Source organism: Pantoea ananatis LMG 2665, assembly GCF_000710035.2.
Lineage (GTDB): Bacteria > Pseudomonadota > Gammaproteobacteria > Enterobacterales > Enterobacteriaceae > Pantoea > Pantoea ananatis.
Genome location: NZ_JMJJ01000004.1, coordinates 354739 through 377506, shown reverse-complemented (window position 1 = coordinate 377506; position 22768 = coordinate 354739). Strand labels below are relative to the sequence as shown.

Annotated in this window: 22 protein-coding genes; 13 read left to right on the top strand and 9 right to left on the bottom strand. The window is 56.8% G+C overall.

Translation table 11 applies throughout. From position 1 onward, the window contains the following. The first annotated feature begins 72 nt into the window (after positions 1–72). Positions 73–549 (top strand): kinase inhibitor, encoded by a 477-nt coding sequence (locus tag EL29_RS03625; RefSeq protein WP_013025100.1) that lies wholly within the window; start codon positions 73–75, stop codon positions 547–549. Positions 550–610: 61 nt separating this feature from the next. Here EL29_RS03625 and pgl read toward each other — a convergent pair whose 3' ends face one another. Beyond that, positions 611–1612, bottom strand: a complete 1002-nt coding sequence (gene pgl / locus EL29_RS03620; RefSeq protein WP_028714955.1) for a 6-phosphogluconolactonase — start codon at positions 1610–1612, stop codon at positions 611–613. 155 nt (positions 1613–1767) lie between these two features. On the opposite strand from pgl, the gene EL29_RS03615 reads away from it, so the two are divergent. Continuing rightward, on the top strand, positions 1768–2586 hold the full coding sequence (locus tag EL29_RS03615) for a pyridoxal phosphatase (protein WP_022623676.1): 819 nt from the start codon (positions 1768–1770) through the stop codon (positions 2584–2586). Positions 2587–2622: 36 nt separating this feature from the next. On the opposite strand, the gene modC is transcribed toward EL29_RS03615, so the two are convergent. From modC to EL29_RS03595, 4 genes are all read right to left on the bottom strand, one after another. Further along, complete coding sequence (gene modC, locus EL29_RS03610; RefSeq protein ID WP_014593216.1) at positions 2623–3681, bottom strand: molybdenum ABC transporter ATP-binding protein ModC; 1059 nt, start codon at positions 3679–3681, stop codon at positions 2623–2625. Next, positions 3675–4370 carry a molybdate ABC transporter permease subunit gene (modB, locus tag EL29_RS03605; protein WP_013025096.1) on the bottom strand — a complete coding sequence of 232 codons (696 nt, stop codon included), beginning with the start codon at positions 4368–4370 and terminating at the stop codon, positions 3675–3677. Before modB ends, modC begins: the two co-directional genes overlap by 7 nt. Next, positions 4367–5140, bottom strand: coding sequence for a molybdate ABC transporter substrate-binding protein (gene modA / locus EL29_RS03600; protein ID WP_028714954.1), 774 nt, complete (start codon positions 5138–5140; stop codon positions 4367–4369). The genes modB and modA overlap by 4 nt, the downstream gene beginning before the upstream one ends. Before the next feature lie 135 nt (positions 5141–5275). Then, entirely contained in the window at positions 5276–5431 is a 156-nt protein-coding gene (locus EL29_RS03595; protein WP_014606279.1) for an AcrZ family multidrug efflux pump-associated protein, read from the bottom strand. 142 nt (positions 5432–5573) lie between these two features. Between EL29_RS03595 and modE the strand changes: the two genes are divergently transcribed. The 6 genes from modE (at position 5574) to gpmA (ending at position 12246) form a co-directional block, all read left to right on the top strand. Next, positions 5574–6356, top strand: coding sequence for a molybdenum-dependent transcriptional regulator ModE (modE, locus tag EL29_RS03590; protein ID WP_028714953.1), 783 nt, complete (start codon positions 5574–5576; stop codon positions 6354–6356). Positions 6357–6431: 75 nt separating this feature from the next. Next, positions 6432–7904 (top strand): molybdate ABC transporter ATP-binding protein ModF, encoded by a 1473-nt coding sequence (gene modF, locus EL29_RS03585; RefSeq protein WP_028714952.1) that lies wholly within the window; start codon positions 6432–6434, stop codon positions 7902–7904. Between the two features lie 220 nt (positions 7905–8124). Further along, positions 8125–9171, top strand: coding sequence for a galactose-1-phosphate uridylyltransferase (gene galT, locus EL29_RS03580; RefSeq protein ID WP_019106140.1), 1047 nt, complete (start codon positions 8125–8127; stop codon positions 9169–9171). After that, positions 9168–10316, top strand: coding sequence for a galactokinase (gene galK / locus EL29_RS03575; protein ID WP_028714951.1), 1149 nt, complete (start codon positions 9168–9170; stop codon positions 10314–10316). Before galT ends, galK begins: the two co-directional genes overlap by 4 nt. Then, complete coding sequence (gene galM / locus EL29_RS03570; RefSeq protein WP_014606284.1) at positions 10310–11344, top strand: galactose-1-epimerase; 1035 nt, start codon at positions 10310–10312, stop codon at positions 11342–11344. Before galK ends, galM begins: the two co-directional genes overlap by 7 nt. Positions 11345–11493: 149 nt before the next feature. Next, positions 11494–12246, top strand: coding sequence for a 2,3-diphosphoglycerate-dependent phosphoglycerate mutase (gpmA, locus tag EL29_RS03565; RefSeq protein ID WP_013025088.1), 753 nt, complete (start codon positions 11494–11496; stop codon positions 12244–12246). A 58-nt stretch (positions 12247–12304) separates the two neighbouring features. On the opposite strand, the gene aroG is transcribed toward gpmA, so the two are convergent. Then, positions 12305–13357, bottom strand: a complete 1053-nt coding sequence (aroG, locus tag EL29_RS03560; RefSeq protein WP_028714950.1) for a 3-deoxy-7-phosphoheptulonate synthase AroG — start codon at positions 13355–13357, stop codon at positions 12305–12307. A gap of 293 nt (positions 13358–13650) precedes the next feature. Here aroG and EL29_RS03555 point away from each other — a divergent pair, with 293 nt between their 5' ends. From EL29_RS03555 to zitB, 4 genes are all read left to right on the top strand, one after another. Further along, positions 13651–14004 carry a YbgS-like family protein gene (locus EL29_RS03555; RefSeq protein ID WP_013025086.1) on the top strand — a complete coding sequence of 118 codons (354 nt, stop codon included), beginning with the start codon at positions 13651–13653 and terminating at the stop codon, positions 14002–14004. 101 nt (positions 14005–14105) lie between these two features. Beyond that, positions 14106–14687 (top strand): LuxR C-terminal-related transcriptional regulator, encoded by a 582-nt coding sequence (locus EL29_RS03550; RefSeq protein WP_028714949.1) that lies wholly within the window; start codon positions 14106–14108, stop codon positions 14685–14687. Further along, positions 14669–17743, top strand: a complete 3075-nt coding sequence (locus EL29_RS03545) for a hybrid sensor histidine kinase/response regulator (protein WP_028714948.1) — start codon at positions 14669–14671, stop codon at positions 17741–17743. Before EL29_RS03550 ends, EL29_RS03545 begins: the two co-directional genes overlap by 19 nt. Then, a complete protein-coding gene (gene zitB, locus EL29_RS03540; protein ID WP_013025083.1) occupies positions 17721–18677 on the top strand; it encodes a CDF family zinc transporter ZitB in 957 nt (318 codons plus the stop codon). Before EL29_RS03545 ends, zitB begins: the two co-directional genes overlap by 23 nt. On the opposite strand, the gene pnuC is transcribed toward zitB, so the two are convergent. From pnuC to EL29_RS03525, 3 genes are all read right to left on the bottom strand, one after another. Continuing rightward, entirely contained in the window at positions 18671–19393 is a 723-nt protein-coding gene (gene pnuC / locus EL29_RS03535; RefSeq protein ID WP_028714947.1) for a nicotinamide riboside transporter PnuC, read from the bottom strand. The genes zitB and pnuC overlap by 7 nt on opposite strands. Positions 19394–19418: 25 nt before the next feature. Further along, positions 19419–20480, bottom strand: a complete 1062-nt coding sequence (gene nadA / locus EL29_RS03530; RefSeq protein ID WP_014593204.1) for a quinolinate synthase NadA — start codon at positions 20478–20480, stop codon at positions 19419–19421. Positions 20481–20613: 133 nt separating this feature from the next. After that, on the bottom strand, positions 20614–21120 hold the full coding sequence (locus tag EL29_RS03525; RefSeq protein ID WP_028714946.1) for a methylated-DNA--[protein]-cysteine S-methyltransferase: 507 nt from the start codon (positions 21118–21120) through the stop codon (positions 20614–20616). A 154-nt stretch (positions 21121–21274) separates the two neighbouring features. Here EL29_RS03525 and EL29_RS03520 point away from each other — a divergent pair, with 154 nt between their 5' ends. Further along, positions 21275–22717 carry an AlkA N-terminal domain-containing protein gene (locus EL29_RS03520; protein WP_015700733.1) on the top strand — a complete coding sequence of 481 codons (1443 nt, stop codon included), beginning with the start codon at positions 21275–21277 and terminating at the stop codon, positions 22715–22717. The last annotated feature ends 51 nt before the right edge of the window (positions 22718–22768 follow it).

The following is a 22768-nucleotide window of genomic DNA, read 5'->3' as shown; positions in this document are numbered from 1 at the left end:
TTGCAACGGCTGGACGTAAACCGGCTTTTGGTTAAGATGAAAAGGCAGTGACCATTAACGCAAGGAGATGTAATGCGAGTTTACAGCCAGGATTTACACGACGGCGACAAGATGCCGGAGAAACACGTTTTTAACGGAATGGGTTATCAGGGCGATAATCTTTCCCCTCACCTTGCCTGGGAAGATGCGCCAGAAGGTACCAAAAGTTTTGTCATCACCTGCTTCGATCCGGATGCGCCTACCGGCTCAGGCTGGTGGCACTGGGTGGTGGCGAATATTCCGGCCGAGACCACATCGCTGCCGCAAGGTGCCGGTTCGGGTAAAGCCGCACTGCCTGCCGGGGCGCTACAAACACGCACGGATTTCGGTCAGGCCGGATACGGCGGCGCAGCACCGCCTGCCGGTGAAACCCATCGTTATATTTTCAGCGTTCATGCGCTGGATGTGGACAAAATCGACGTCGATGAGGGTGCCAGCGGCGCCATGGTCGGGTTTAACGTGCATTTTCACGTGCTAGCCAGCGCATCGCTGACCGTTCATTACGTCTGATCGCCGCATAAAAATGCCGCTTCCGGCCTGTCGAACGGTTCCGGAAGCGGCAATTTGCAGGTTATCCTGCCAGCTGATGTACCACTACCCACATAGGACCCTGTCCAACGGCGTAACGGCCCACCGGCTTCAGTAAGCCCTGTGGCTGAGTGATATTGTAGACTTCGATGTGGTGTGACTTCTGCCCCGCCGCCACCAGGAACTGACCCGCGTGATCGATATTGAATCCGCGCGGCTGCGTTTCGGTCGGCTGAAACCCTTCGACTGTCAGCACGGCACCGTCTTCGCTGACGCTAAAGACCGTTAAGGTGCTGCTGGTGCGATCGCAGGCATACAGGAAACGTCCGTCTGGCGTCAGATGAATATCGGCAGCCCAGCGGGTACCGGTAAAATCAGGCGGCATCATATCCAGCGTCTGTACCGACTCAACCTTGCCCTGCGCATTGTTCAGCGCCCAGACCTCGACCGTGCTGTTCAGCTCATTGACGCTGTAGGCGTACTGTCCGTTGGCATGAAACGCCATGTGGCGAGGCCCGGCGCCTTCCGCCGTGGTAACCTGCTCCTGTGAATGCGGGGTTAACTGACCGTCTGCGCCAAGGGTAAACAGGCAAATGCGATCCTGCTTCAGGGCAGGCACGTACAGCGTCCGATCGGCATTGTCGATATTGGCGGAGTGGCATCCCGCCAGGCCGTTAATGACCTGGCTCGGTGCCTGTGGCACGCCGTCATCCCCTATTGGGCTGATACTGACGCACGCATCGTTGTAAGAGCCGCAAAACAGGAAACGGCCGGCATGATCGGTGGAAATATGGGTCGGGCTGCCCGGCAGAAGCGCCTGTCCGGCTTCGGTCAAGGTGCCGTCTGAGGCGATGCGAAACGCCAGTACACGGAAGTCGGGGCGCACGCCTACATACAAGAAATCTTTTTTTGGACTCACCACCATAGGCTGAACCTGACCGGCGACGTCCGTAACCTGCAGGAGCGTCAAGGTGCCATCTTCATTCAACTGCCAGACATGGATTTGTTGACTCTCGGGACTGGCGGTGTAGACAACCTGCTTCATGTATTCTCCTTTTTCGCTGACTCATGTTGTTCTGAGGGTCACTGTAGCGCGTTTTTTTCTGTCTCGCTGGAATGATTTGTGCCCTGATTTTTGTTTCTGTACCACGGTCAGGTGTAGACTTACTGTTCTGCTAACCCATCCCGATGAGAGGATTAATGAGCTATCGTGTAATCGCCCTCGACCTTGACGGCACGCTGTTAACCCCGACGAAAACCATTCTGCCCCAATCCGTGGAAGCGATTACTCAAGCGCGTCAGGCTGGCGTCAAGGTGATTATCGTGACCGGCCGTCATCACTGCGCTATCCATCCTTTCTACCAGACGTTAGCCTTGGATACGCCTGCAATCTGCTGTAATGGTACCTATTTGTATGACTATCCGGCCCAAAAAGTGCTGGCCGCTGACCCGCTGGACGTCGGCAGCGCGGTGCGCGTCATTGAGATGCTGGACGAGCATCAGATTCACGGCCTGCTGTATGTAGACGATGCAATGCTGTATCAAACGCCAACCGGCCATGTGATTCGCACACTGAAGTGGAGTGAGTCGCTTCCGCCGCACCAGCGTCCTGTGTTTAAGCAGGTGGACAGCCTGGCGCAGGCGGCCAGAGAGGCCGGGTCGATCTGGAAGTTTGCCCTGTCTCATGAGAACACCACCGAACTGCAGCAGTTTGCGCAGCGCGCGGAAACCGAACTCGGGCTGGCCTGTGAATGGTCATGGCACGATCAGGTCGATGTAGCCCGCGGCGGCAACAGCAAAGGCAAGCGCCTGGCGCAGTGGGTAGAATCCGTGGGGCTGAGCCTGCAGGACGTCATTGCCTTTGGTGACAACTATAACGACCTGAGCATGCTGGAAACGGTGGGGCTGGGCGTGGCAATGGGGAATGCGGATGACGTGATTAAATCCCGGGCAAAAATGGTCACTGGCACCAACCTGGAAACCAGTATCGCCGACACGCTTTACCAGTACGTCCTGTAATCCAGCCCAACCCGGCAAGGCACACGCCAACCGGGTTCAGGCCGTCACCGACACGCTTTTAATCTGGGCATACAGCCACTGTGACGGCCGGATATTGAGCTCGTCGCGCGCCCAGGGCGAGATGCGCGCCCACAGTTCGCTTACGCCAATGCGCAACCTGACCTCAACCTGATCGCCCACCTCAATGAGTTCGACGACCTGCGCAGGCAGGATATTGCGGATAGAGCTGTGCTGAGCCGGTTGCAGCGTCAGGGAGACGTCCGCCGAGGCAATACGGATCCGCAATGCCGATTTAACGGGCAAATTCACCCGACTGACCCAAATATGTTGATCGCCCAGAGACAGCGCCGACATAGGATAATCAGGATGGTGCTCCAGCACCTGCACACGCAGCACGCTGGTCAGATCGCTGGCGGGCAGCCATGGCCGCATTGCGCTGCTGCTCCAGACGCGCTCCAGCGGGCCAAAGGCTTTAACCTTACCCTGATCCAGCACCAGCACGTTATCGGCCAGCTGCAGAATCTCCTCCAGGCTATGGGAGACGTACAACACGGGAATATCAACCTGCTTCGCCAGCTTCTGCAGATAAGGCATCAGCTCACGCTTGCGCGGTAAATCCAGCGACGCCAGCGGCTCATCCATTAACAGAATATCGGGCGCACTGAGCAGGGCGCGGCCAATAGCAACACGCTGCTTTTCTCCGCCCGACAGCGACAGCGGAAAACGATCCAGCAGCGGCTCAAGGCCCAGTAACGCCACCAGCGAATCAAACTGGCCCTTCATGCTGGCCGAGAGGCCGTAACGTAAATTCCCCCGAACCCGGTAGTGCGGAAACAGCCGTGCGTCCTGGAAAACGTAGCCGATGCGGCGCTTTTCCGGCGGCAAGGCGATCTGCTGATCGGCATCAAACAGTATTCGCTCATTCAGCTGAATGCGTCCGCGCTGAGGTTGGGTTAAGCCGCCAATGGCGTTAATCAGTGAGGTTTTGCCCGCGCCCGACACGCCGAATATCGCGGTGATACCGCTGGCGGGGATCGTCACATCAACCTCAAGCTGATGCTCGCCCAGGCGTTGAGCCATGTTCAGCGTCAGCATGAAGCCCCCATCCGTTTACGCCCCCACTGCGCCAGCCATTCAGACGCCAGTAAGGAAGCCAGTGCCAGAACGATCGCGATAACGCACAGACGTGCGGCGGCCCCTTCCGCCCCGGGCGTTTCAATCAACGTATACATCGCCAGAGGAATGGTGCGGGTTTCGCCGGGAATGTTGGAAACGAAGGTAATAGTGGCACCGAACTCGCCAAGGGAACGGGCAAAGGCCAGTACGGTGCCGACAATAATACCGGGCAGCGTTAACGGCAGCGTAATGGTAAAAAAGACCCGCCAGCGTCCGGCACCTAAGGTGCGCGCAGCCTGCTCCAGCCGGCTATCCACCGCCTCCAGCGCCAGACGAATGGCCCGCACCATCAGGGGAAAGGCGATAACCGCAGAGGCCAGCGCCGCGCCGCGCCAGCTAAAGGCGAAGCTGAAGCCAAACCATTCATACAGTTTTTCACCGATCATACCGCGCCGACCCAGGCCAATCAGCAACAGGTAACCCACCACCACCGGCGGCAGTACCAGAGGCAAGTGGATCACACTGTCGAGGATGGCTTTACCGGGGAAACGGCAACGTACCAGCACCCATGCCATCAGGATACCGAATGGCAGACTGCACAGTACGGCAATGCCTGACACCTGCAGGCTGAGCAGGACCGCCTGCCATTCAACATCACTGAGTATCATTTTTTAGGCGAGAATCCGTATTGTTTGAACACTGCGGCCGCTTCAGGCCCTTTCAGGTAGTTATAGAAAGCCTTAACGGCAGCGTTGTCGCGATCGTTAACGATTGCGACAGGATATTCGACCGGCTTGTGGCTGTCTTCCGGAAAGGTGCCCACCACCTGAACTTTTTTACTGGCTACAGCATCTGAGCCGTACACAATGCCATAAGGCGTTTCATTACGTTCCACCAGCGCCAGGGCGGCGCGCACATTACTGGCACGCGCCAGCGCCGGGGACACAGAAGACCAGGCACCCAGCTTTTGCAGCGCTTCTTTAGCATAGATGCCCGCCGGCACGTGATCGGGATCGCCCACGGCCAGACGTTCGCCCTTCAACAGGCTTTTCCAGTTGGTTTGATCGTTGATCGTCACCGGTTTGGCGCTGTCGCTGCGCGGTGCAATCAGCACCAGGTCATTGCCCAACAACGTATAGCGGGTGCTGTCGATCATACTTTTTTTAGCAACGGCATCGTCCATCCACTGTTGATCGGCTGAGATAAACAGATCGGCAGGTGCGCCCTGCTCAATCTGACGCGCCAGTACCGAGGACGACGCAAAGGATGATACAACGTCAGTGCCGTGCGTTTTTTTGTACTGTGCTGCAATCTCTTCCAGCGCGTTAGTGAGTGACGCCGCCGCAAACACGGTGACCTTATCGGCCGCCAGCGCCTGGCCTGCCAGTGAAACGCTCATTACCAGCGCAATGCTCAGACGACGAAAGGGTAAACGCATGATTTTTCTCCAGCGATCGTTATATATTGAATAATACAACGCATTATCTGACAACGGCGTCAAATTAGCAAAAAAGTAAAAAGAGGCGTTCAGGGCGAGGACAACGTCCGCACTGAGGCGGACGTTGTGTGGGGATTAGTTCTGTGAGCGGGCGTTGTTGTTATCGCGGCGACCCGTTTTAGAGATGAGGTTAAACACTTCACCCAGGCCGTAGATCAGGCCTAACATAATCGCCATTACCACAGGTACCATGATCACTGCCACGGCGAGGCTTTTGATGAGTTCCAGCATGAAGAGTCCCACTTTGCGTGTAAAAAAAGAGATTGTAACGGCTTAGTAAAACTTTGCGCAGACCTTTTCGTGCTTTTACTTTGAGGCTGAAAGCTCGTTATCATCTGCCTGATTACGCGATTCATTCTTTGCAGGAGCCACCATGCAAGCCGAACTCACCCTTCACATCCGCCTGCAGCAAAAGCTGTTTGCCGATCCACGCCGCATTGAACTGTTAAAGCGCGTGCAGCAAACCGGTTCGATTAGCCAGGGCGCGAAGCTGGCGGGCATCAGTTACAAAAGCGCCTGGGATGCCATCAACGAGATGAACCAGCTGGCTGAACAGGAAATGGTGACGCGGGCAACCGGTGGCAAAGGCGGCGGTGGCGCGCAGTTAACCCGCTATGGCGAACGTCTGGTACAGCTGTTCGGCCTGATGGAAAAGATTCAACAGCACGCCTTTGATGCTCTGCAACAGGACTCGCTGCCGCTGGACAGCCTGCTGGCCGCTATCGCCCGCTCTTCATTGCAAACCAGCGCACGTAATCAACTGTTCGGCACCGTGGTGGATAACGACGCGCAGCATATCCAGCAGCACCTGACCATTCTGCTCTCGGATGGCGTAACCCGGCTCAACGTCGCCCTGACCGCGCGCAGCGCAGAACGCCTGCATCTCAAGGCAGGCAAAGAGGTGCTGGTTCTGATTAAAGCCCCGTGGATCAGCCTTCATACGCATGCAACCGGGGCGGATAATCAGCTGGCCGCCACCATAAGCGCTATCGAAACCGGTGAGCAGGTCAGTGAAGTCCTGATGCGCCTGCCGGGCGGTGAAACGCTGTGTGCCACGCTGGAAAACGCGGAAATTGCGCGTCGGCAGTGGCAACCGGGTCACGCCGTGATCGCCAGCTTTAGCGCCAGCCACGCCATCGTCGCCGCTTTGCGTTGATTTATCATTCGGGTTTGACTTCGTTCGAAGCAGTGGCTACAACAACGGTTAACGCTGCAAAAAATGGAACGAATCATGGCTTCATTGCATATTTCGCAAGGCATATTTCATCTTAATGATGCGCGAGTGTTGTCGCTGACCGATGTACACCTTCAGCCCGGCGAGCGCTGGGCATTTGTCGGTGCCAACGGCAGTGGTAAATCCTCACTGGCGCGCGCCCTCTCGGGGGAACTGGCACCGCTGTCAGGTCAGGTAACCTGTGATTTTCAACGTCCCAGCCGCCTGTCGCTGGAGCAGTTGCAGAAGCTGGTCGCCGATGAGTGGCAACGGAATAACACCGACCTGCTGAGCGAAGGTGAGGATGATACCGGCCGCACAACGGCTGAAATCATTCAGGATGAGGTTAAAGACAGGGTGCGCTGCGAGCAGCTGGCCACGCAGTTTGGTATCACCGGCCTGCTTAACCGCCGTTTTAAATACCTCTCTACCGGTGAAACGCGCAAAACATTACTGTGCCAGGCGCTGATGAAGCAGCCCGACCTGCTGATTCTGGATGAGCCTTTCGACGGCCTGGATGTCGAATCGCGCGCGAATCTGACCGCCACGCTGCACCAGTTGCCGCAGGCGGATTTTACCCTGGTGCTGGTGCTGAACCGCTTTGATGATATTCCGGACTACGTTGACCGGGTCGGCGTACTGGCAGAATGCAGCCTGACGCATGTCGGACCCCGTGAGGAGATTCTGGCGCAGGCGCTGGTGGCCCAGCTGGCGCGCAGTGAGCAACTGGCTGGCATGGCGCTGCCGGAAGCCGACGTCCCGGATGCGCTACCGCCGCTGGCAGATGACGCGCCGCGAGTGCTTCTGCGTAACGGCATCGTATCCTATAACGACCAGCGTATTATCGACGGCCTCGACTGGCAGGTTAATACCGGGGAGCACTGGCATATTCTCGGGCCAAACGGCGCGGGCAAATCCACATTACTCAGCCTGGTCACGGGCGACCATCCCCAGGGCTACAGCAACGATTTAACCCTGTTTGGCCGGCGCCGTGGCAGCGGCGAAACCATCTGGGATATCAAACAGCATATTGGCTATGTCAGCAGCAGCCTGCATCTTGATTACCGCGTAAGCGTCAACGTCCGGACCGTGATCCTGTCCGGCTTTTTTGACTCGATTGGTCTTTATCAGGCCGTCTCCGATCGCCAAATGGCGCTGGCGCGTCAGTGGCTGGCGCTGCTGGGCATGGATAGCAGAATGGGGGATATGCCCTTTCACGGTTTATCCTGGGGCCAGCAACGGCTGGTGTTGATCGCCCGGGCGCTGGTTAAGCATCCTACGCTGTTGATACTGGATGAACCCTTGCAGGGGCTTGATCCACTCAACCGCCAGCTGGTAAGACGTTTCATCGATATTTTGATTGGTGAAGACCGTACTCAACTGCTGTTCGTTTCACATCATGCTGAGGACGCGCCCCAGTGTATTACCCATCGTCTGCATTTTGTGGCCCAGCCTGACGGCGGCTATCGCTACCAACAGGACAGGATTTGAGTGCCCTGACGCCGTGCCAGCGGCGTTGTTTACCACCAGATGTAAACGCTACCATTTAAACCTGTTTTTTAGCGATGCGATGTGCGGATCCGCCTTTAAATAAGAATATTCAGCTTGTGTAAACGATACCACTTATCCAGACTGGATCACGTTTTTGACTCACCCGATGTGCTATTTTTTCTTGATGACTTTTTAATTTTGACGCTTACCAGGATGCAACATGGAAAAATTTAACCCGGCCGATCATCCTCATCGCCGTTACAATCCCCTGACCGATCAGTGGATTTTGGTTTCTCCTCATCGTGCCAAACGTCCCTGGCAGGGGGCTCAGGAAACGCCCGCAGTGAATACGCTGCCGTCACACGATCCTGACTGTTTCCTGTGCGCAGGCAACACGCGCATCACGGGCGATGTGAATCCTGATTATCAAGGCACCTACGTTTTTACGAATGATTTTGCCGCGTTGATGACGGATACGCCCGACGCGCCTGAAAGTGATGACATGTTGATGCGTTGCGAAAGCGCGCGCGGTACCAGCCGCGTCATCTGTTTTTCGCCCGACCACAGTAAAACCCTGCCCGAAATGTCACTGAGCGCGTTACAGGACGTCGTCCGCACCTGGCAAGAACAGACAGCTGAACTGGGTCAGCACTATCCCTGGGTGCAGGTCTTTGAGAACAAGGGCGCCGCGATGGGCTGCTCTAATCCTCATCCCCATGGACAAGTGTGGGCCAACAGCTTTCTGCCTAATGAAGCCCAGCGCGAAGACGATCTGCAGCGCCGCTACTTTGCCCAAAAGGGCTCGCCGATGCTGGTGGATTACCTTGCGCGTGAACAGCAGGATGGCAGCCGCACCGTTGTTGAAACCGAACACTGGCTGGCCGTGGTGCCCTGGTGGGCGGCGTGGCCGTTTGAAACCCTGCTGCTGCCAAAAACCCATGTTAAGCGCCTGACCGATTTGACCGATGCGCAGCGTGACGATCTCGCTTGTGCCATCAAGCGCCTGACCAGCCGTTACGACAACCTGTTTCAGTGCTCTTTCCCCTACTCCATGGGCTGGCACGGCGCGCCGTTCAACGGTGACGACAATGAACACTGGCAGCTGCACGCCCACTTTTATCCGCCGCTGCTGCGTTCCGCAACGGTGCGCAAATTTATGGTCGGCTACGAGATGCTGGCTGAAACCCAACGCGATTTAACCGCAGAACAGGCAGCCGAACGCCTGCGTTCCGTGAGCGATATTCATTTCCGTGAGGCACAACAATGAGCTTAAAAACCATCACGCAGCAGGTGTTTACTGAGACCTTTGGCTATGCGCCTACCCACGCGATTCAGGCCCCAGGCCGCGTTAATTTGATTGGCGAGCACACCGATTACAACGACGGTTTCGTGCTGCCTTGCGCTATTGATTATCAAACGGTTATCGCCTGTGCAAAACGCGACGACCGCCAGGTACGCGTGGTTGCCGTGGATTACGATCAGGCGCAGGACATCTTTTCACTGGATGCCCCGATTACCAGCGTAAAAGAACCCATGTGGGCGAACTATGTGCGCGGCGTCGTCAAGCACCTTCAGCAACGCGCACCGGATTTTGGCGGCGTCGATATGGTGATTAGCGGCAACGTGCCTCAGGGCGCGGGCCTTAGCTCTTCCGCCTCGCTGGAAGTGGCGGTCGGAACGGTTTTCCAGCAGCTGTTTAACCTGGCACTGGACGGCGCCGCCATCGCGGTCAACGGTCAGGAAGCAGAAAACCAGTTCGTGGGCTGTAACTGCGGCATTATGGATCAGCTGATTTCCGCGCTGGGCCAGAAAGATCATGCCATGCTGCTGGACTGCCGGACGCTGGGCACGACACCGGTTTCGATGCCGGACGATATTGCCGTGGTCATCATCAATTCCAACTTCCGTCGCAGCCTGGTGGGAAGCGAATACAACGTTCGCCGTGAGCAGTGTGAAGCCGGCGCACGCTTCTTTAACAAAAAGGCGCTGCGGGATGTCGACCTGGCCGAGTTCAACGCGGCTGAGTCTCAGTTAGATCCGCAGGTTGCCAAACGCGTACGTCACGTTATCACTGAAAACGCCCGTACGCTGGAGGCCGCCGAGGCGCTGTCTCGCGGCGATTTAGCCCGCATGGGCGAACTGATGGCGGAATCTCACGCCTCAATGCGTGATGACTTCGAAATTACCGTGCCGCCGGTGGATACCCTGGTCGAGATTGTTAAAGCCGAGATCGGCGATCGTGGCGGTGTTCGCATGACCGGCGGTGGCTTCGGTGGCTGTATTGTCGCCCTGATGCCGCTTGATCTGGTGGATCGGGTTCAGGCCGCCGTCGCCAGCCAGTATGAAGCCAAAACGGGCATCAAGGAGACCTTCTACGTGTGCAAAGCATCAGAAGGAGCGGGCCAATGCTAAACGATGTGAACTCCCATGCGCCGGACGGTCAGCCGTGGCGCATCACCGTATTACGTAATGCCAATGGCATGATTGCCACCTTTATGGACTGGGGCGCAACCTGGCTGTCGGCGCGAGTCCCACTGCAGGACGGTCACGTGCGTGAAGCCCTGCTGGGCTGTGCAACCCCTTCCGACTATCTGCATCAGGATGCCTATCTGGGTGCCACGGTAGGCCGTTATGCAAACCGTATTGCCGGCGCAAAACTGAATAAAATCAGCCGCCCGTTGAGCGCCAATCAGGGCGAACATCAGTTACACGGCGGCCCAGGAGGGTTTGATAAACGCCGCTGGCAAATTGTCAGTCAGTCAGAAACGGAAGTGCATTATCGTCTTGATTCGCCCGATGGCGATCAGGGCTACCCGGGCAACCTTATTGCTGATTTACGCTATGCGCTGGATGACGATAACTGCCTGTCCATTCACTATCAGGCGCAGTGCGACCAGCCCTGCCCGGTCGGTCTCACCAACCATGCTTACTTTAATCTTGATGCGCATCATGGTGATGCGCGCCAGCATCGGTTACAACTGCACGCCGATCGTTACCTGCCCGTGGATAGCGAGGGGATTCCCAACGGCCCACTGAAGGCCGTGGACGGCACCAGCTTCGATTTCCGTCAGGCCAAACGCATTGAGCAGGATTTTCTTGCCGATGACGATCAGAAGGCAGTTAAGGGCTATGACCATGCTTTCCTGCTGAACAGTGCAGGCGATAGCAGCCAGCCTGCCGCTGAACTCTGGTCAGAGGACGGCAAGCTCCAGTTGAGCGTGACCACGTCAGCGCCCGCGTTACAGTTCTACAGCGGTAACTATCTGGCCGGCACGCGCGCCCGGGAGCAGGAAAGCTATACTGCTTTTCAGGGGATCGCGCTGGAGAGTGAATTTTTACCGGATTCGCCTAATCATCCCGAGTGGCCACAGGATGATTGCTGGCTGCAGCCGGGAGATCGTTGGGAATCCGTCACGCGCTATCGCTTTACACCACGCTGAGCCACCGTGTGAAAAACGCGCAGTGCGTCACAGACAGACTTACGCAGTGCGCCGTTTTCCGCTATGGTAGAACGCAATTGGTCAGCCAACGGGCTGGCGACAGCAGGTTTCCATTATCTCAGAAACATCAAGTATTAAGGAGTTAAGCTATGGCTGTAACTAAGCTGGTTCTGGTGCGACACGGCGAAAGCCAGTGGAACAACGAAAACCGCTTCACCGGATGGTATGATGTAGACCTTTCTGACAAGGGCCGTACCGAAGCTAAAGCAGCCGGACAGCTGCTGAAGAAAGAAGGTTTCGTGTTTGATTTCGCCTACACCTCTGTGCTGAAACGCGCCATTCACACCCTGTGGAATGTGCTGGATGAGCTGGATCAGGCCTGGCTGCCCGTTGAGAAATCCTGGCGTCTGAACGAACGTCACTATGGCGCGCTGCAGGGCCTGGACAAAGCTGAAACCGCCGCAAAATACGGCGACGAGCAGGTTAAACAGTGGCGTCGTGGCTTCGCGGTGACTCCGCCAGAGTTGGACCGCAGCGATGAGCGTTTTCCTGGACACGACCCGCGTTATGCTTCACTGAAGCCTGAGCAGCTGCCCACCACCGAAAGCCTGGCGCTGACCATCGAACGCGTGATCCCTTACTGGAACGAATCCATTCTGCCACGTATCAAAAGTGGTGAGAAAGTGATCGTGGCGGCCCACGGTAACTCACTGCGTGCGCTGGTGAAATACCTGGACAACATGAGCGAAGAAGAGATTCTTGAACTGAATATCCCGACCGGCGTTCCGCTGGTGTACGAGTTCGATGAAAACTTCAAACCGATCAAACATTACTACCTGGGTGATGCTGACGAGATCGCAGCGAAAGCCGCGGCCGTTGCCAATCAGGGTAAAGCGAAGTAATTTTGCTTCCGTGCAAAAAGGGCCAGACAATGTCTGGCCCTTTTTTATTGCGCCCTGCTTACCTGCGACGCTGTTTAACCGCATCGGACAGCTGATGCAGCACCTTTTCGGTATCGGCCCAGCCAATACAGGCATCCGTGACGCTCTTGCCGTAAACCAGCGGCTCGCCGCTTTCCAGGCTCTGATTCCCTTCAACCAAATGGCTTTCAATCATCACGCCGATAATACCGCGCTCACCGTTGATCATCTGCTGTGCCACATCGTCCGCCACCTGCATCTGCTTCTGAAACTGCTTGCTGCTGTTAGCATGGCTAAAGTCGATCATTACCTGCTGAGCCAACCCGGCTTTTTCCAGACCGGCTTTCACCGCGCTGACATGACTGGCGCTGTAGTTCGGCTCTTTACCGCCGCGCAGGATGATGTGGCAGTCGCCGTTACCGCGGGTTTCCACAATCGCGGAGTGACCGTATTTGGTCACCGACAGGAAACAGTGCGGTGAACCGGCTGCGTTGATGGCATCAATCGCCACTTTAATGGTGCCGTCCGTACCGTTTTTAAACCCTACCGGGCAGGAAAGGCCGGAAGCCAGCTCGCGGTGAACCTGTGACTCGGTGGTACGGGCACCGATGGCACCCCAGCTCATCAAATCCGCCACGTACTGCGGCGTAATCATATCCAGGAATTCGCCAGCGGCAGGCAGGCCGGAATCGTTGATCTCCAGCAGCAGCTTACGCGCCAGGCGCAGGCCGTCGTTTAGCTGAAAGGAGCCATCCATGTAAGGGTCGTTGATCAGCCCTTTCCAGCCAACGGTGGTACGCGGTTTTTCAAAATAAACGCGCATGACCACTTCCAGCTCGCCTTTAAGCTGCTCACGCAGGGTTAACAGGCGCGCCGCATACTCTTGTGCGGCTTCCGTATCGTGAATTGAGCAAGGCCCAATGACCACCAGCAGGCGATCGTCCTGGCCGGTCAGAATCTGGTGAATGGCCTGGCGAGCCTGAGACACGGTCTGCGCTGCACGTTCGGTGGCAGGAAATTTTTCCAGTAAGGCTACGGGGGGCAGGAGCTCTTTGATCTCTTTGATGCGTAAGTCATCGTTCTGGTAATTCATACTCATTCCATATAATTTCTGGCCCGGCGCCCGCCGGACACAACCCAGCCAATGTAGCCCGAAGCGCACAGGGTGTAAATTCCTGATGAGCGCATAATGTATGCGTGAAATTTGCATAAATGGGTTATGCGTCTAGACTTTTAAAGGTAATCACTGAGGAACGGTGGCTTACTTTTATTAACACCTGTCTTTAAGCTAACCAGCGAAATTTTATTTCGCTCAGGGCGCTTTTTCTCTGAACCTTATCTGGCAGCGGTTAGAGACAGCAAATATCATTTATTAACGGGAGCATAATGATGAATAAGTTTGCAATAATTTTTCTGACGGCAGCAATGACTCTGGGCAGTGGCGCAGCAATGGCTGCCAACGGAAACTCTAACCAGGCCGCAGCAGCAGGCGCAGTCGCCGGCGGCGCGAATGAGAATCTGCCACCGAACAAAGTGGATAACAGCAAAATTAATAACACCGGCACTGAGATGTCTTCTCCAACCCGAGACAGCACCTCCAGCAGCAAACACATGACTGCCGATGAAATTGACAAGAACACGCAGTGTAAAGATGGCAAATGCCCTGACATGAATAAAAAAGTGCATACCAAAAAAGGTGGCGGTCACGTTAATACCAAAACTGACGGCACCACGCAGTAATCACTGACTGTTGAGCTGATAAGGAGAGCCTGGCTCTCCTTTATTTTATCCCGCCGCAACTTCCGCTATGCTGAGCCTGTTAACTTGACAGGGAAATGTTCATGGCCTCACTGCTTCTGATAGACGATCATCCACTGGTTGAAGTAGCACTCGAAGCTGCATTGGCTAAATCCCCCATTCCTCTTCAACTTTATTCCGCCTGCAGCGAACAGTCTGCCCGCGCGTTTCTCTCGCTTCCGCCCGATATCGTCGTGCTGGACATCGGCTTGCCCGATGGTGATGGGCTGGAGATCCTGCGTCGCCTGAAGATCCATTTACCCGACTGCCCGGTGCTGATTTATTCTGCCCAGCAAACTAGCCACTACGTCAGGCGCGCTCAGGCCCTGGGCGCGGCAGGCTATGTGGTGAAGAGCCAACGCATGGAGCAGTTACTTAGCGCGATTCTGGCGGTACTCGGTGGACACGTCGCCTTCCCCGACTGTCCTGACGAGCCGGAACTGCCGTTGACCAGTAAAGAGCGCCAGATACTGGCTTTGCTGGCCAGTGGCTTATCCAATCTGCAAATTGCCGAGCGGCTGCATATCAGTAACAAAACCGTCAGCACCCACAAAAAGAATATTCTGGAAAAAACCGGCACCCGCTCCGTCGTTGAGCTGGCTGATTTATGGAAAGCACAGCAGTGAGACGCTGGCTTCTAATGTTCCTGCTGATGTTTACCGCGCTAGCGCAGGCCGATGTGCGCCCGGTCAGCAGCATCAGTCTACCCATGATGATGCCGGTCAAAGGCGCCGAGCTGATGCAGGGCAAAGTCTTGCGGGTCGGCCTGCTGGAGGAGAATAATGCGCCCTGGACAATGCGGGTGGGTAACGATCTCTACGGCATCGATGCCGATTACCTGGCCGCGTTGCACCAGTTAACCGGGGCGCAGTTCACGCTCAGTCTGTATGCCACTCAGGCTGACTTATTAGGCGCACTAACGGACGGCCGGATTGATTTTGCTTTGGGAATGATTGCCCCGCCCCTGCCAGCCAATACGGTCGCCAGCGACAGCTGGTTTAGCAGTCCGTTGCGTATTTATCGCAATCAGCAGAACCAGCGTGCCGTGATGTTCAATAGTCATAATGCTCAGTTGGCTATCAGTCATCTCACGCTGGCACAGCTGCCCCCGGCCCTGGCGGCCCGTCATCAGTGGCGAACCTACGGCAGCGATCTTCAGGCGCTCTATACGTTGTTGAATCAGCAGAACGATTACGTTGTGGCGGATGAAACCAGCGCGGGTTTTCTGTTGAGTCAGTTGCAACAGGGACAAATCTACCAAATCGCTTCCGGCATCGATGCCGGTCAGCTCAACCTGCGCGCCGTGGCACGCGATCCGGCGCTTATCGCGTGGCTGAACGAGAGTCTGCGCCAGCTTCCCGCCGAGCTGATGAGTACCCTGCAGGCGCGCTGGAGCAGCAGTCTTCCCCGCTATCAGGACACGCAGACGCTGATGCTTAGCGCCAGCGAGCGCGAGTGGATAACGGCCCACCCGGTTGTGGCCTACGCCGCTGAAGCGGATAACTATCCCTGGAGTTACCGTGACAGCAACGGCACCGCGCGAGGCTACGGTATTGATCTGCTCAACGCGGTGGCGCAAAGCACAGGATTACGTTTTACCCCGCGCTGGGTTAGTAACCCTCAGGAGGCCGCCAGTCTGATCGCTCAGCACCAGGTGATGTTACAGCTGATGCAGCCGCTTAACGGCGAAACGCAAAGTACCAGCCTGCCGGTCTGGCGCGCGCTGTGGGGCATTTATATCCGCCAGCCAGCTAACTGGTCGCACTGGAGCGATCTGGCAGGCAAGCGCATCGGAATTCTGCAGAATGACCTGGCGCAACGCCTTATTCCTGAGAACGCGCAGGTTCAACGCTACAGCGACCGAAACAGCCTGTACGATGCGCTGGCAACCGGGCAGATTGACGCCTTAGTGGATAACGTGTTGTCCGCGCGCTGGCGGATTGCCAGCCGCAACGATCCGCAGATTCATCTGGCTTTTGCCGCCAGCGATATTGCGTGGCCCATCGCGGTGGGCATCGCGCCCGATCGGCCCGAGCTGCGTTCCCTTCTGGATCGCGCATTGCAGCAGATCCCCGCCGATACGCAAAACCAGATGCGCGATCGCTGGTCGATGCCACCGCAACCTGGCAGCGTTGCGGCGATGCGCGTCCTGCCGGTGGCCGTATTGTTGACGGGCGGCGTCGCCATCGTGATTTTGCTGGTGCTGCTTGCCCGGCGTTACTGGCAACAGCGACGTGACCGTCAACAGCGTGAGCAGGCCGAACGCGCCAACGCGATGAAAAGCCAGTTTTTAGCGACGGTCAGTCACGAACTGCGCACGCCCATGCAGGCGATACTGGGCTTGCTGGAGCTGGAAAAACAGCAGCGTTCCAGTGACAACCTGCAACTGCTGCACCGCAGCGCGCAGTCACTGATGACGCTGCTTAACGATCTGCAGGATCATGCGCGAATTGAAAACAACAGTTTTGCCCTGTCGCCCCGTCCGCTGGCGCTAGCCCCCTGGCTGGCGCAGCAGCGCCATTTCTACCACCCGTTGATGCGCCCGGAGGGGCCGCGGCTGCAGGTTGAAGCCCTGACCCCGCTGCCTGACGCAATTATGATGGATGCCGATCGCCTGCAGCAGGTCGTGAATAATCTCATCACCAACGCGTTTAAATTTACCCGGCAGGGCCTGATTCGCCTGACGCTGTCGGCCACGGACAGGTTGCAGTTAACCGTGAGCGACAACGGCAGCGGCATCCCGGCAGAGGAGCAGCGTAAACTGTTCGATCCCTGGTACCAGGCACCGTCGGGAAAAGCCGTATCGGTCCAGGGCAGCGGACTGGGGTTGTTTATCTGTCGGGAGATGGTGCAGCGGATGGGCGGCGATATTGCACTCCATTCCGTACCCGGCAAAGGCACGGATGTCACGATCGTGCTGCCACTGATCCCCTGTGATCCCGTTCCTGACAGCGACCCGACGGCCCTGCCGGGCTTTCCAGGGCTGCGCGTGGCGGTGGTTGACGATCATCCCACCAACCTGATCGTCATGGAGCAGCAGCTTGCCCGCTTTGCTGTTCAGGCTGACTGTTTTGAGCATGGCCGCGATCTGCTGCTGGCCGATGCGCGCTGCCCTTACGACCTGCTGTTTATCGATCAGATGATGCCGCGTCCTGATGGCACGCTGCTGCTGCGCCTGTTACGCCGTCGGCAACGACAGCGTGGCGGCAGGCAGCGACGGGTGCTGTGTTCCGCCGATGCGCAGTTACTTAACGTGCAGCTGGCTGCGAACGAGCGCGTGCTGATTAAACCGGTTCAGCTACAGGATATCGGCGAGATACTGGCAGACTTCCGCGACGATCCGCTGGCGTCAGTGGAGGACAATCTGTGGCAGCTGGCACAGCAAAACGAGAAATTTCTTAACCGACTGGGTAAAACATTACGTGATACCCTGGAGAAAGATCGGGCACAGCTGTATGCCGCGCACCAGACCGGTGACGCGACGCAGCTGGCCGAGTCAGCACACCGTATGAAAGGAAGCTGGCTGTTGATTGGCATTGAAGAAGGGGCAAGGCTCTGTCAGCAGCTGTCTGACAAGGCGAAGCACCAGCAGGACAGCTCAGCAGAATGGCAATTGCTGATATCATTGACCGACAGGTTATTACTCAAACTGGATACTTATGGCACACACCCACTCTCATAGCGGTCAGGACACCAACCGTAAGCGCCTGATGGCGGCCTTTGCCGTGACGGCGCTCTTTATGGTCGCGGAAGTGATTGGCGGCTGGATTTCAGGCTCACTGGCCCTGCTGGCAGATGCAGGTCATATGCTGACCGACGCCGCCGCGCTGCTGATGGCATTACTGGCCGTACAGTTTGCCAAACGTAAACCCAACGATCGTCATACCTTTGGTTTGCTGCGGCTTACCACGCTGGCCGCCTTCGTTAACGCTATTGCCCTGATCCTGATTACCTTCCTGATTGTCTGGGAAGCCATTGAACGCTTCTCCCATCCGCAGCCCATCACCGGCGGCCTGATGCTGGGCATTGCTATTGGTGGGCTGCTGGCGAATATTCTCTCATTCTGGCTGCTGCACCACGGCAGTGAAGAGAAGAACCTCAACGTGCGGGCGGCCGCCTTGCATGTGATGGGCGACCTGCTGGGTTCTGTAGGTGCCATCGTCGCGGCGGTCATCATTCTGTTGACGAACTGGACGCCTGCTGACCCTATTTTGTCGATTCTGGTGTCACTGCTGATACTGCGTAACGCCTGGGCGCTGCTGCGGGAGAGTTTTCATGAGCTACTGGAAGGCGCGCCTGATTCGCTGGATGTGACGAAGCTCAGACGCGATCTGAAGCGTAATATTGCAGAGGTGCGCGATGTTCATCATGTGCATGTCTGGCAGGTGGGCGAGAAGCCGATTTTAACGCTGCATGTCCAGGTGATCCCGCCACGCGATCACGATGGTTTACTGCGCCGCATTCACACCTATCTGCACGACCATTATCAAATTGAACACGCGACGGTGCAGATGGAGTTTCAGCCCTGTGTGGGACCGGACTGCGCGCTTAACACGCCGGTGATTGAGGGTGCTCACCACCATCACGAGCACGGTGAGCACGCACATCATCACTGAGCAGACAGCGCACGAGAACCCTGTTTTCGTGCGCTGATTATCCACATCCTTGAGCCATTGAGCGCAATCAACGTCAAAATAGCGTACTCCAGCGCCATCGCGTAAACCCCCTGACGGGCAAATATCATCACGCTGATGACGTTGATAATCACCCAAAGCAGCCAGTTCTCGACGTACTTGCGCGTCATCAGCACCATGGCCACAATCGACAGCACCATCAGGCAGGCGTCCCAGAAGGGAAACGCATCCGGCTGCAGCGTCGGCATCGCCACGGCAAAGCCCGCCGCATTCATGAGGCTCACCGCCATTTGAGTGAGAAAGGCAAAGACCGGATCGATATACACCGTCATAAACGCAATCGCGATCACGCAGCCAGCCGCCCAGCCAATGGCTTTTGCGCGCGGTAACCAGCGTATGGTTAACTCGGCCTGATGATCAGACGTTTGCCGACTCCAGGCGTACCAGCCATAAACGTTAGCCGCAAAAAAGAACAGCTGTAACAGCAGGCTGGCATAAAGCTGAATTTGAAAAAAGATCACCGCAAACAACGTGACGTTTAGCAGACCAAACGCATAGTTGACGATCTTTTCCAGACTGGCGAGCCAGATACACAGCAGGCCCGCCAGTGTCCCAATGGCTTCAATCCATGAGAGATCGTAGCCCGTGGCCCCCAGGGGGATGTGCACTAAAATATTTTGTGTGCTAAAAAAATCCATATCAGCCACCTGTCAAAGACGCGCGTTACGCGTTTCCTTTCACGTTATGTTTGAGATTTGCAGCAAAGGATAGCATACGGTTCAGCGGTACCAGTGCGGCTTCACGCAGCGCCGCGTCCACGTGAATTTCATGTGCCTGCCCACCTGACTCCAGCGCCTCGGCAATGGCTTGCAGTCCGTTCATGGCCATCCAGGGGCAGTGCGCACAGCTTCGGCAGGTCGCACCTTCGCCTGCCGTCGGCGCTTCCAGCAATATTTTGTCGGGCACCGCCTGCTGCATCTTGTAAAAGATGCCGCGATCGGTCGCCACGATCATCTGCGGATGCGGCAGGCTTTTGGCAGCCTGAATCAGCTGGCTGGTCGAGCCTACCGCATCGGCCAGATCCACAATCGCCTGGGGCGATTCGGGATGAACCAGCACCGCCGCATCCGGATAAAGCGCCTTCATCCGCTGCAGTGCCTGGGTTTTGAACTCATCATGGACGATGCAGGCGCCCTGCCAGCACAACACATCGGCCCCGCTTTTTTGACTGACGTAGCGCCCCAGATGCCGATCGGGTGCCCAGATAATCTTCTCACCCAGGCTATCCAGATGCTCGATTAATTCCACCGCGATACTGGAGGTGACCACCCAGTCGGCGCGCGCTTTCACCGCCGCCGAGGTATTCGCGTAAACCACGACTGTACGATCGGGATGGGCATCGCAAAAGGCGTTAAATTCCTCAATCGGACAGCCCAGATCCAGCGAGCATTCGGCTTCAAGCGTGGGCATCAGGACGGTTTTTTCCGGGCTGAGGATTTTGGCCGTTTCCCCCATAAACCGGACGCCGGCCACCAGCAGCGTACCGGCCGCATGCTGGCTGCCGAAGCGCGCCATTTCAAGCGAGTCAGAGACGCAGCCACCGGTTTCTTCTGCCAGGGCCTGAATCTCAGGATCGGTGTAGTAATGCGCCACCATCACGGCATTGCGAGCCTTAAGCAGCGCTTTAATTTTTTCCCGATAAAAGGTTTTTTGCTCGTCGTTCAGCCGGGCAGGCTTCGGGGGAAAAGGGTAAACAGCATTTTCTGGATCAAAGATTGCGCTCATGACACCGCTCTCGTTCTGTAAAATTAACGAAAATCGCCATTTATGGCTCAACAGGACGTAAATATCGCCATCGTGTTTTATATGCTAAACACGATAGCGGAAAAGCGGCAGAGTGTCGTGTTTTATTTGTTCGCTACGATGAAGAGAGGCCGACAAGCCCCTGCTGGGGCGCTTCCAGCTTGAGTAAAAAGGCTTTGACCGCCAGCCCGCCCGCAAAGCCGGTCAGTTTGCCATTCGTCCCAATCACCCGATGACAGGGCGCCACAATCGACAGCGGGTTTCGGCCATTCGCCGCGCCCACCGCGCGCACCGCGGCAGGATGACCAATCGCCTCGGCAATTTGTCGATAACTGCGCGTTTCGCCAAAGGGAATGGTGAGCAGTGCCTGCCACACTTTTATCTGAAAGTCGGTTCCGGCGAAATCCAGCGGTAAGGTAAAACGCTGGCGCGTCCCCGCGAAATACTCGCCCAGCTGGGTTTCGGTTTCGCGCAGCACCGGATGGTTATCGTCGCGTTCTACCGGCGATAAGCGGGGATGTCTGCGCACTTCGTCCTGCCATAAAATGGCCGCCAGACCGCGATCGCTGGCGATAAGCGTGAGTTCGCCGACCGGGGTTGTCACAGGTTTGCAGTAATACATGCTGTTCCTCCCATCATCATTCTGTCGGGCATTATCGCACTTTTTTAGCGTCAAACTGGCTGCGGTCATTACAATAAACTGATGTGCTGTCCGAAAACAGCCAGTCAATCTCATCCGCCAGCGCTACGCTGTCGCTATTTGCCGGAGAGCAACCATGTTTGATCCAGATACGGCTTACCAGGCGTTAACGTCGCGGGATACGCGTTTTGACGGCGTGTTTTTTGTTGGCGTGACCTCAACCGGCATTTATTGTCGTCCGATATGTCCGGTTAAGCCGCCGATGCAAAAAAACTGCGTGTTCTTTAGCAGTGCTGAGGCCGCGGAGAAAGCACGTTTTCGCCCCTGCCTGCGCTGTCGTCCTGAACTGGCACCTGGTAATGCGCCCGTCGACAATGCCCACAGAGTCGCTGACCGTCTGGTGCAGCGCATTGAAGAGGGGTTGCTGGAAGAGCACGCAGGGCTGGACGACATCGCCACCGAGTTTGGCATGAGTGCCCGTCAGCTGCGGCGGATTGTGCAGCAGGAGTTAGGCGTCACCCCACTGGAGCTGAAACAGACACGCCGCATGTTGCTGGCCAAGCAGTTACTGACTGAAACCACGCTCCCGGTTACCGATGTTGCCTACGCCAGCGGCTTCGGCAGTTTACGGCGCTTTAATGACGTGTTCCAGGCCCGCTATCGCATGACACCCGGCGCCTTGCGAAAAACCGCGCCGCAAGCCACACAGCAGCCAGGCGATACCATGCAACTGCAGCTCAGCTATCGCCCGCCCTATGACTGGCAGGCGATGCTGGATTTTCTGCAGTTGCGGTTGATGAAAGAGATTGAAGCCGTTGAGGGCCAAACCTACCGCAGAACCGTGGCGCTGGGTCAGTATCGCGGCTGGGTCAGCGTTTCACCGCTCCCGGCCAGGCATGCGCTCCGCGTTGAGTTCACGCTTTCCCTGACGCCGGTATTACCTGCACTCCTGCGCCGCCTGCGCGATCTGTTCGACCTGAACGCGCAGCCGCAGCGAATTGCGGCTCACCTGCAGCAGGATCCTCTGCTGGCACAAAGCCTTCATGACGCTCCCGGCCTGCGCGTGCCTGGCGCGTTTGACAGCGTTGAAATGGGCGTCCGAGCCATTCTGGGTCAGCAGGTCACCGTGAAAGCGGCGACCACCCTCAGCAGCCGTTTTGCCCAGGCGTTTGGTGAGCCCTGCTCGACGCCATTCCCGGACCTGTCCCGCTATACTGTCCAGCCACAGCGCATCGCACAGGCGACGGTCGATGAGATCGCCAGCCTTGGGATTGTCAGCGCGCGAGCCAGAGCGATTCTGGCGTTTGCAGGTGCCTGTGTTGAGGGCAGCCTGCGTTTTAACGCTACGCTCACGCCTGATGAGATCATGACGCGGCTGGTCGCGCTGCCGGGCATTGGCCCCTGGACCGCACATTACATCGCCATGCGCGCACTGCGCTGGCCTGATGCTTTTCCCAAAGAGGATATTGCTATACGCAATAAGCTGGGAGGCCTGACGCCTAAGGCCGCAGAAGTTCGTTCGCAGCAGTGGCGCCCGTGGCGCAGCTATGCCGTGATGCATATCTGGAAAAGCCTGTAAGCCTTACGCGGCGCACTCATAATTTCAGCATTATCAAAAAAATAACCGCGT

Bases quoted from the DNA above. Each gene is read 5' to 3' on its own strand.
- modE (WP_028714953.1), top strand. From the start codon at position 5,574: ATGCAAGCCGAACTCACCCTTCACATCCGCCTGCAGCAAAAGCTGTTT.
- EL29_RS03595 (WP_014606279.1), bottom strand. From the start codon at position 5,431: ATGCTGGAACTCATCAAAAGCCTCGCCGTGGCAGTGATCATGGTACCT.
- pnuC (WP_028714947.1), bottom strand. From the start codon at position 19,393: ATGGATTTTTTTAGCACACAAAATATTTTAGTGCACATCCCCCTGGGG.
- zitB (WP_013025083.1), top strand. From the start codon at position 17,721: ATGGCACACACCCACTCTCATAGCGGTCAGGACACCAACCGTAAGCGC.
- EL29_RS03625 (WP_013025100.1), top strand. From the start codon at position 73: ATGCGAGTTTACAGCCAGGATTTACACGACGGCGACAAGATGCCGGAG.
- aroG (WP_028714950.1), bottom strand. From the start codon at position 13,357: ATGAATTACCAGAACGATGACTTACGCATCAAAGAGATCAAAGAGCTC.
- pgl (WP_028714955.1), bottom strand. From the start codon at position 1,612: ATGAAGCAGGTTGTCTACACCGCCAGTCCCGAGAGTCAACAAATCCAT.
- galT (WP_019106140.1), top strand. From the start codon at position 8,125: ATGGAAAAATTTAACCCGGCCGATCATCCTCATCGCCGTTACAATCCC.
- nadA (WP_014593204.1), bottom strand. From the start codon at position 20,480: ATGAGCGCAATCTTTGATCCAGAAAATGCTGTTTACCCTTTTCCCCCG.
- EL29_RS03520 (WP_015700733.1), top strand. From the start codon at position 21,275: ATGTTTGATCCAGATACGGCTTACCAGGCGTTAACGTCGCGGGATACG.
- modF (WP_028714952.1), top strand. From the start codon at position 6,432: ATGGCTTCATTGCATATTTCGCAAGGCATATTTCATCTTAATGATGCG.
- modA (WP_028714954.1), bottom strand. From the start codon at position 5,140: ATGCGTTTACCCTTTCGTCGTCTGAGCATTGCGCTGGTAATGAGCGTT.
- modC (WP_014593216.1), bottom strand. From the start codon at position 3,681: ATGCTGACGCTGAACATGGCTCAACGCCTGGGCGAGCATCAGCTTGAG.
- EL29_RS03525 (WP_028714946.1), bottom strand. From the start codon at position 21,120: ATGTATTACTGCAAACCTGTGACAACCCCGGTCGGCGAACTCACGCTT.
- galK (WP_028714951.1), top strand. From the start codon at position 9,168: ATGAGCTTAAAAACCATCACGCAGCAGGTGTTTACTGAGACCTTTGGC.
- gpmA (WP_013025088.1), top strand. From the start codon at position 11,494: ATGGCTGTAACTAAGCTGGTTCTGGTGCGACACGGCGAAAGCCAGTGG.
- EL29_RS03545 (WP_028714948.1), top strand. From the start codon at position 14,669: ATGGAAAGCACAGCAGTGAGACGCTGGCTTCTAATGTTCCTGCTGATG.
- EL29_RS03555 (WP_013025086.1), top strand. From the start codon at position 13,651: ATGATGAATAAGTTTGCAATAATTTTTCTGACGGCAGCAATGACTCTG.
- EL29_RS03550 (WP_028714949.1), top strand. From the start codon at position 14,106: ATGGCCTCACTGCTTCTGATAGACGATCATCCACTGGTTGAAGTAGCA.
- EL29_RS03615 (WP_022623676.1), top strand. From the start codon at position 1,768: ATGAGCTATCGTGTAATCGCCCTCGACCTTGACGGCACGCTGTTAACC.
- modB (WP_013025096.1), bottom strand. From the start codon at position 4,370: ATGATACTCAGTGATGTTGAATGGCAGGCGGTCCTGCTCAGCCTGCAG.
- galM (WP_014606284.1), top strand. From the start codon at position 10,310: ATGCTAAACGATGTGAACTCCCATGCGCCGGACGGTCAGCCGTGGCGC.